This window comes from Micromonospora sediminimaris (assembly GCF_016863575.1).
GTDB lineage: Bacteria > Actinomycetota > Actinomycetes > Mycobacteriales > Micromonosporaceae > Micromonospora > Micromonospora sediminimaris.
The window spans coordinates 113047-120453 of the sequence record NZ_BOPD01000025.1 but is presented as its reverse complement, the minus strand read 5'-3'; the positions used below and the strand labels follow the sequence as shown (position 1 = coordinate 120453).

At 70.6% G+C, this 7407-nt stretch carries 7 protein-coding genes; 3 read left to right on the top strand and 4 right to left on the bottom strand.

The window, feature by feature from the left end:
• Positions 1-46 precede the first annotated feature (46 nt).
• Positions 47-463, bottom strand: a complete 417-nt coding sequence (locus tag Vse01_RS20520; RefSeq protein WP_093410649.1) for a VOC family protein — start codon at positions 461-463, stop codon at positions 47-49.
• Positions 439-1011 (bottom strand): cob(I)yrinic acid a,c-diamide adenosyltransferase, encoded by a 573-nt coding sequence (locus Vse01_RS20515; RefSeq protein ID WP_093410647.1) that lies wholly within the window; start codon positions 1009-1011, stop codon positions 439-441. Before Vse01_RS20515 ends, Vse01_RS20520 begins: the two co-directional genes overlap by 25 nt.
• Here Vse01_RS20515 and murA point away from each other — a divergent pair.
• Both murA and Vse01_RS20505 read left to right on the top strand, forming a co-directional pair.
• Positions 1010-2452: a UDP-N-acetylglucosamine 1-carboxyvinyltransferase gene (murA, locus tag Vse01_RS20510; RefSeq protein ID WP_093410644.1), complete on the top strand. Its 1443-nt coding sequence runs from the start codon at positions 1010-1012 to the stop codon at positions 2450-2452. The two genes, Vse01_RS20515 and murA, sit on opposite strands and share 2 nt — an antisense overlap.
• Before the next feature lie 237 nt (positions 2453-2689).
• Positions 2690-3538 carry a 3-hydroxyacyl-CoA dehydrogenase family protein gene (locus tag Vse01_RS20505; RefSeq protein ID WP_093410640.1) on the top strand — a complete coding sequence of 283 codons (849 nt, stop codon included), beginning with the start codon at positions 2690-2692 and terminating at the stop codon, positions 3536-3538.
• Positions 3539-3578: 40 nt separating this feature from the next.
• On the opposite strand, the gene Vse01_RS20500 is transcribed toward Vse01_RS20505, so the two are convergent.
• Positions 3579-4427, bottom strand: coding sequence for an ABC transporter permease (locus Vse01_RS20500; RefSeq protein WP_093410638.1), 849 nt, complete (start codon positions 4425-4427; stop codon positions 3579-3581).
• On the bottom strand, positions 4424-5272 hold the full coding sequence (locus Vse01_RS20495; RefSeq protein ID WP_093410636.1) for an ABC transporter ATP-binding protein: 849 nt from the start codon (positions 5270-5272) through the stop codon (positions 4424-4426). The genes Vse01_RS20500 and Vse01_RS20495 overlap by 4 nt, the downstream gene beginning before the upstream one ends.
• A gap of 107 nt (positions 5273-5379) precedes the next feature.
• Here Vse01_RS20495 and Vse01_RS20490 point away from each other — a divergent pair, with 107 nt between their 5' ends.
• Complete coding sequence (locus Vse01_RS20490; RefSeq protein WP_093410633.1) at positions 5380-7383, top strand: ethylmalonyl-CoA mutase; 2004 nt, start codon at positions 5380-5382, stop codon at positions 7381-7383.
• Positions 7384-7407: the final 24 nt, after the last annotated feature.

Below are 7407 nucleotides of genomic sequence, written 5' to 3'. Positions count from 1 at the left end.
ACCCAACAACACCAGCCAACAACAGCAACCAAACCCAAAGACAAGCTCAGGCCGACGCCACCAACTCCACCTCGTACCCCTGACCATCGGCCAGGTACCCGGCGTACGTGTCGGGTCCGCCGGCGTACGGGTGCCGGTCGGCGAAGAGCAGTTCCCAGCCGTACGCCGGTGCCTGCTCGACCAGCCGGTCCACGGCGGCGGCCGAGCCGGCGTGGAAGGCCAGGTGGTTGAGGCCCGGGGCGCGCCGGTCGTGACGTCTGCCGGTGAGCGCTGGCGATGCCTCAAGCACCAGATACGTCGCGCCGAGTCGCCAGGAGTGGCCGACCGGCCATTGCTGGAACGGCGTCCAGCCCAACTCGCCGAGCAGCCAGCCCCAGCTACGCATTGCGGCGTTCAGGTCGGGTATCCAGAGCTCCACGTGGTGCAGCGCACCGACGGTTACCGCCCTCCGCCCGGCACCCATAGCACGTCTCCGTCCGGATTTGCCGTTCTTGAGAGGATAAAGAGCAGATCTGACAGCCGGTTGAGATACTTTGCCGGGAGGTGGCTGGTCCGGTCGGGGTCGTGTGCGATGAGCGCCCACGCCGACCGCTCGGCGCGCCGGGCGATCGTCCGCGCCACGTGCAGCAGTGCCGCGCCCGCGGTGCCGCCGGGGAGGATGAAGGAGTCGAGGTTGCTCAGGCGCGCGTTGTACTCGTCGCACCAGCCCTCAAGGCGCTCGACGTACTCCTCCGTGACCCGCAGCGGCGGATACTTCGGGTCCGGTTCGACAGGCGTGGACAGGTCGGCGCCCACGTCGAACAGGTCGTTCTGGATCGACCCCAGCACCGCCCGGAGCGCGTCGGGTAGCTGGCCCAGGGCGAGTGCCACGCCGAGGGCGGCGTTGCACTCGTCGACGTCGGCGTACGCGACGATCCGTGGATCGTTCTTCGGCACCTGCTCGTTGTTGCTCAGCCTGGTCATGCCGGCGTCGCCGGCCTTGGTGTAGATGCGCGTGAGGTGGACGGCCATGACGCACAGCCTACGGATACCGGACCTGACGATCCCGGCCCGGCCGGACGCCGGCACGGGTTGGCCTGCGGGCGTCGGCCCGGGTGACGCCGGTGATCCCGCGATCGCCGATGTCGACGTCATCCGGGTACGCGGTGGCGCCCGGCTCGCGGGCACGGTGCATGTGGTCGGTGCGAAGAACTCGGCGCTCAAGCTGATGGCCGCCGCGCTGCTCGCTCCCGGCCGCACGGTGATCACCAACGTGCCCCGGATCACCGACATCGCCATCATGGGGGAGGTGCTGCGCCGCCTCGGCTGCGGCGTACGGTTCGACGCCGACGATCCGGTGGACCCGATGGTGGCGATCGGCGGGGTGGCCCGGTCCCGGTCGGTCGTCATCGACGTGCCGGAGCAGCCGGGCGTCGAGGCCGACTACGACCTGGTCCGCCGGCTGCGGGCGTCGATCTGCGTGCTGGGTCCGTTGCTGGCCCGCCGCGGGTACGTGCGGGTGGCCCATCCGGGCGGTGACGCGATCGGTTCGCGGGGTCTGGACATGCACATCTCCGGGCTGACCCGGATGGGTGCCGACATCTCCGGCGAGCACGGCTTCGTGATCGCCTCGGCCCCCGACCGGCTGCGTGGCGCGGAGATCGTGCTGGACTTTCCCAGCGTCGGGGCGACCGAGAACCTCATCATGGCGGCGGTGCTGGCCGAGGGCACCACCGTGATCGAAAACGCAGCCCGTGAGCCCGAGATCGTCGACATCTGCACGATGCTCCAGCGGATGGGTGCGCTGATCGACGGCGAGGGCACCTCGACCATCACCATCGTCGGCGTACCCCGGCTGAGCCCGGTCCGGCACGCCACGGTGGGGGACCGGATCGTCGCGGGGACCTGGGCGTTCGGCGCGGCGATGACCCGTGGCGACGTGACCGTCACCGGCCTGGATCCGGCGTTCCTGGAGGTCGCGCTCGACAAGGTGGTCACCGCCGGCGGCATGGTGGAGACCCGGGCGGACTCCTTCCGGGTACGCATGGACGAGCGACCCCGCGCGGTGGACGTGGTGACGCTGCCCTATCCGGGCTTCGCCACCGACCTGCTGCCGATGGCGATCGGGCTCGCGGCGCTCAGCGAGGGCGCCTCGCTGATCACCGAGAACATCTTCGACGGCCGGTTCATGTTCGCCAACGAGATGATGCGGCTGGGCGCGGACATCAAGACCGACGGGCACCATGCGGTCGTACGCGGCCGGGAGCGGCTCTCCGGCGCGCCGGTACGCGCGACCGACATCCGGGCCGGCGCCGGGCTCATCATCGCCGGGCTCTGTGCCGACGGGGTGACCGAGGTGTCGCACGTGCACCACGTCGACCGGGGCTATCCCGACTTCGTGGCCGACCTGCGGGCACTCGGCATCGAGGTGGAGCGGGCGACCGCACCTGAGGAACCCGAGCTGACCATCTGAGCGCCTTAGCACGACCGGCAATAGGACTGGCGGGGCTGCGGCGTGCCCTGGCGCTTCGGCTGGCGGCGTTGTCGTCGTCGGCCATGCAACACCGGCATGGCCTCCTCCTCCGCCTTGCCATCCTCGGCCAGGACCCGCCTCGCCTCCACCGCCCTATTGCCGGTCGCGCTTAGCCATCGTTCAGGCTCCCCGACTAGGGTGCAGACAGACACTCATTCGCAGCGAGGGAGAAGCAGCATGGCGGGTCGACTCGCGGTCGTCGGTGCCGGTCTGATGGGTTCGGGCATCGCCCAGGTGGCGGCGCAGGCGGGCTGGCAGGTGGTGCTGCGGGATCTGGACGAGACGGCGACGAAGCGCGGTCTGGACGGCATCCGGCGGTCGCTTGCGAAGTTCGCCGAGAAGGGCAAGCTCACCGACGACGAGGTCGAGTCGGCACTCGGGCGGATCACCCCCACCACCGAGCTGGAGGCGGCCGGCGACGCGGACATAGTCATCGAGGCGGTCTTCGAGAAGCTGGAGATCAAGCACGAGGTGTTCCGCGCCCTGGACAAGATCTGCAAGGCGGACGCGGTGCTGGCCACCAACACCTCGGCGATTCCGGTGACCCAGATCGCGACGGCCACCGAGCGTCCGGAGGCGGTCGTCGGCACCCACTTCTTCTCGCCGGTGCCGATGATGAAGCTCTGCGAGCTGGTGCGTGGCTACAAGACCAGCGATGCCACCCTGGAACGGGCGAAGTCCTTCGCCGAGGAGATCGGCAAGACCGTCGTGGTGGTGAACCGGGACATCGCCGGCTTCGTCACCACCCGGCTGATCTGCGCGCTGGCCATGGAGGCGGTCAAACTGGTCGAGGCGGGCGTCATCTCCGCCGAGGACCTGGACACCGCCTGCCGGCTCGGCTTCGGGCACGCGATGGGCCCGCTGGCCACCGTCGACCTGACCGGTGTCGACGTGTTGCTGAACGCGACCCGCAACATCTACACCGACACGGCGGACGAGAAGTTCTTCCCGCCGGAGCTGTTGCAGCGCATGGCCACCGCAGGCGATCTGGGCCGCAAGACCGGCCAGGGCTTCTACTCGTACTGACGTCGCTGCGGGGGAGGGCCGGTCGGGCCCTCCCCGTGGCTCAGCCGTCGCGGCGGGTGGTCCAGCGGAAGGTGGTCAGGCAGAGCACCAGACCGATCACGCACCAGACGCCCAGCACCAGGGCGACGCGGGTGAGCTCGAACGAGCCGCCGGGCTCGTCCGCACCGAAGCTCTCCGGCAGGAACACCGCCCGTAGGCCCTGGCACATCCACTTGAGCGGGAACAGCGCCGCCACCTGCTGCATCCAGGTCGGCAGGTTGGTGAAGACGAAGAAGACCCCGGAGATGAACTGGAGCACCAGCGCGACCGGGGTGACCACCGCCGAACCGCTGCGGGCGGTCCGGGCCAGCGATGAGATGGCGATGCCGCAGAGCGTGCAGGCGGTCACCCCCAGGGCGCTCACCCATCCGAAGGTCACCCAGGCCGTGGTGGTGGTCGGCAGTTCCAGGTCGAACAGGGTCACCGATACCGCGAGCAGCAGCGCGGTCATCACCACGCCGGTCACCAGCACCATGATCACTTTGCCGGCGAACCAGACCCACTTCGGCATCGGGGTGCCCCGGTAGCGCTTGAGCACACCCCGGTCCCGTTCGATCGGGATCCAGATGCCGAGGTTCTGGAAGCTGACCGTCATCAGGCCGGTCGCGATCATGCCGGTGATGAAGTACTGCGTGTAGCTCACCCCGGGCGCGATCTCCTCGTCGAAGATCGACGCGAAGATCAGCACCATGATGAGGGGGAAGCCAAGCGTGAACACGACGGACTCGCGGCTGCGCAGGAACTGCCGGATCTCCAGCCGCCCCTGACGCAGGGCGAGGCCGGCCGGGCCGCTGCGCCGGGCGGGGGCTGCGGCGGTGACCGGTTCCGCCGGTCTCGTCGTGGTGGTCATCGGTGTCCGATCATCGTCAGGTAGATGTCCTCAAGGGTGGGCCGGGTGACGGTCAGGCCGGGCACCTCACCGCCGAACCGCGCGGCGAGTTCCGCCACCAGCGCCGTCGGCGTCGCGCTCTGCGCGCTGTCCGGCGTGCCATCGGGGGTACGCCAGGAGACCGTGGCCAGCGCCTCCTGCCGGTTGCCGAGCTGGTTCGGCGCGGCTACCTCGACCAGCCGGCCGGCGGCGATCACGCCCACCCGGTCGGCGAGCGCCTCGGCCTCGTCCAGGTAGTGCGTGGTCAGCACGATTGTGGTGCCGGCGGCGGCGAGATCACGGATCAGCTCCCAGAACTCCCGCCGGGCCTCCGGGTCGAAGCCGGTGGTCGGCTCGTCCAGAAAGAGCAGCTCCGGGCGACCGACGATGCCGAGTGCCACGTCGAGCCGGCGCTTCTGACCACCGGAGAGGGTGTGCGTACGGGCGCGGGCCTTGGCGGCCAGCCCTACCCGTTCGATCACCTTGTCGGGGTCGTCGGCGTCGGCGTAGAAGCCGGCGAAGTGGTGCACCACCTCGGCGACGGAGAGTTCGTCGAACTCCCCGGTGCCCTGGAACACGATGCCGACCCGCCCCCGCCAGTCGCGCGTCGGGCTGGCCGGGTCGACGTCGAGGACGCGTACCTCGCCGGCGTCGCGCTGGCGGTAGCCCTCCAGGATCTCCACGGTTGTGGTCTTGCCGGCGCCGTTCGGCCCGAGCAGGGCGAACACCTCGCCCCGGTGGACGTCCAGGTCCAGGCCGGCGACCGCGAGACTGTCGCCGTACGTCTTGCGCAGCCCCCGGACGCGGATCGCGACGTCGTCACTCATGCCGTCAAGTGTGCGGCCCGCCGGGACCCGGCGTCCGCACCGGGGGTGGTGGCGGCTGTGTGGTTTTGCACAACCCACTCTACTGAACGGTAACTTAAACTCCGGCCATGGATGAGAAGGCACTCCCGGGCCGGCTGCCGGAGCGTGACCGCCCCTGGGTGATGCGCACGTACGCGGGGCACTCCTCCGCCGCCGCGACCAACGCGCTCTTCCGCCGCAACCTGGCCAAGGGGCAGACCGGTCTGTCGGTCGCCTTCGACCTGCCCACCCAGACCGGGTACGACCCCGACCACGAACTCGCCACCGGCGAGGTCGGCCGGGTCGGCGTCCCGGTGTCGCATCTGGGCGACATGCGGGTGCTCTTCGAGGGCATCCCGCTGGCCGACATGAACACCTCGATGACCATCAACGCGCCGGCGATGTGGCTGCTCGGCCTCTACGGCACGGTCGCCGCCGAGCAGGGCGCCGACCTCGCCCGCTGCGCCGGCACCACCCAGAACGACATCATCAAGGAGTACCTCTCCCGAGGCACGCACATCTTCCCGCCGGCCGCCTCGCTGCGACTGACCGCGGACGTGATCGCGTACACGCTGCGCGAGATGCCGCGCTGGAACCCGGTCAACATCTGCTCGTACCACCTTCAGGAAGCCGGGGCCACGCCCGTGCAGGAAGTGGCGTTCGCGCTGGCCACGGCGGTGGCGGTGCTCGACACAGTGCGCGACGGCGGCCAGGTGCCGGCGCGGCGGATGGGCGACGTGGTCCAGCGGGTCTCGTTCTTCGTCAACGCCGGGGTGCGGTTCGTCGAGGAGATCGCCAAGATGCGCGCGTTCGGCGCGTTGTGGGACGAGATCACCCGCGACCGGTACGGCGTCGAGGATCCGAAGCGGCGCCGCTTCCGGTACGGCGTGCAGGTCAACTCCCTCGGGCTCACCGAGGCCCAGCCGGAGAACAACGTGCAGCGGATCGTGCTGGAGATGCTGGGGGTCACCCTCTCCCGTGGGGCACGGGCGCGGGCGGTGCAACTGCCGGCCTGGAACGAGGCGCTCGGCCTGCCGCGTCCGTGGGACCAGCAGTGGTCGCTGCGCATGCAACAGGTGCTCGCGTACGAGTCGGACCTGCTGGAGTATCCGGATCTGTTCGACGGCTCGCGGGTGATGACCGCGCTTGTCGACGAGATCGTCACCGGCGCCCGGGCCGAGTTGGCGACGGTGCTGGAGATGGGTGGTGTGGTCGCCGCCGTGGAGACCGGCTACCTCAAGAGCGCCCTGGTGGCCTCCCTGGCCGATCGGCGGCGACGGATCGAGGCCGGCAGCGACGTGGTGGTCGGCGTCAACCGGTTCACCGGGACCGAACCGTCACCGCTGACCGCCGCCGGTGCCGACGCGGTCGTGCAGGTCGATCCCGCCGTCGAGGTCGCTGCCGCAACGGCCGTACGCGCCTGGCGGGCCGACCGCGACCCGGCGGCCGTGGACGCGGCACTGGCCCGGCTGCGTGCGGACGCCGCGACCACGACGAACCTGATGACGGCCACCCTGGAGTGTGTCCGGGCCGGGGTGACCACCGGCGAGTGGGCGGCGGCCCTGCGCCGGGTGTTCGGCGAGTACCGGGCCCCGACCGGGCTGGCGGGCGGGTCTGCCAGCGGTGGTGACGAGGGTCTGGCCGAGGTCCGCGCCCGGGTCGCCGCCACCGCCCGCGAGCTGGGCAGCGGGCGGCTGCGACTGCTTGTCGGCAAGCCCGGCCTGGATGGCCACTCCAACGGTGCCGAGCAGATCGCGGTACGCGCCCGCGACGCCGGCTTCGAGGTGGTCTACCAGGGCATCCGGCTCACCGCCGGGCAGATCGTGGCCGCCGCGGTGGAGGAGGACGTGGACCTGGTGGGGCTCTCCGTGCTCTCCGGCTCACACCTGGCGGCGGTACCGGCGGTGCTCGACGGGTTGCGCGCCGCCGGCCGACCGGACCTGCCGGTGGTGGTCGGCGGCATCATTCCCGCTCCGGATGCCGAGCGCCTGCGCGCGGCCGGGGTGGCGCGGGTGTTCACCCCGAAGGACTTCGCCCTCACCGACATCATCGACGAGCTGGTCACCGTCATCCGGCAGGCGAACGAGCTGTGACGTGCGGTCCCGGCACGTGGCCGG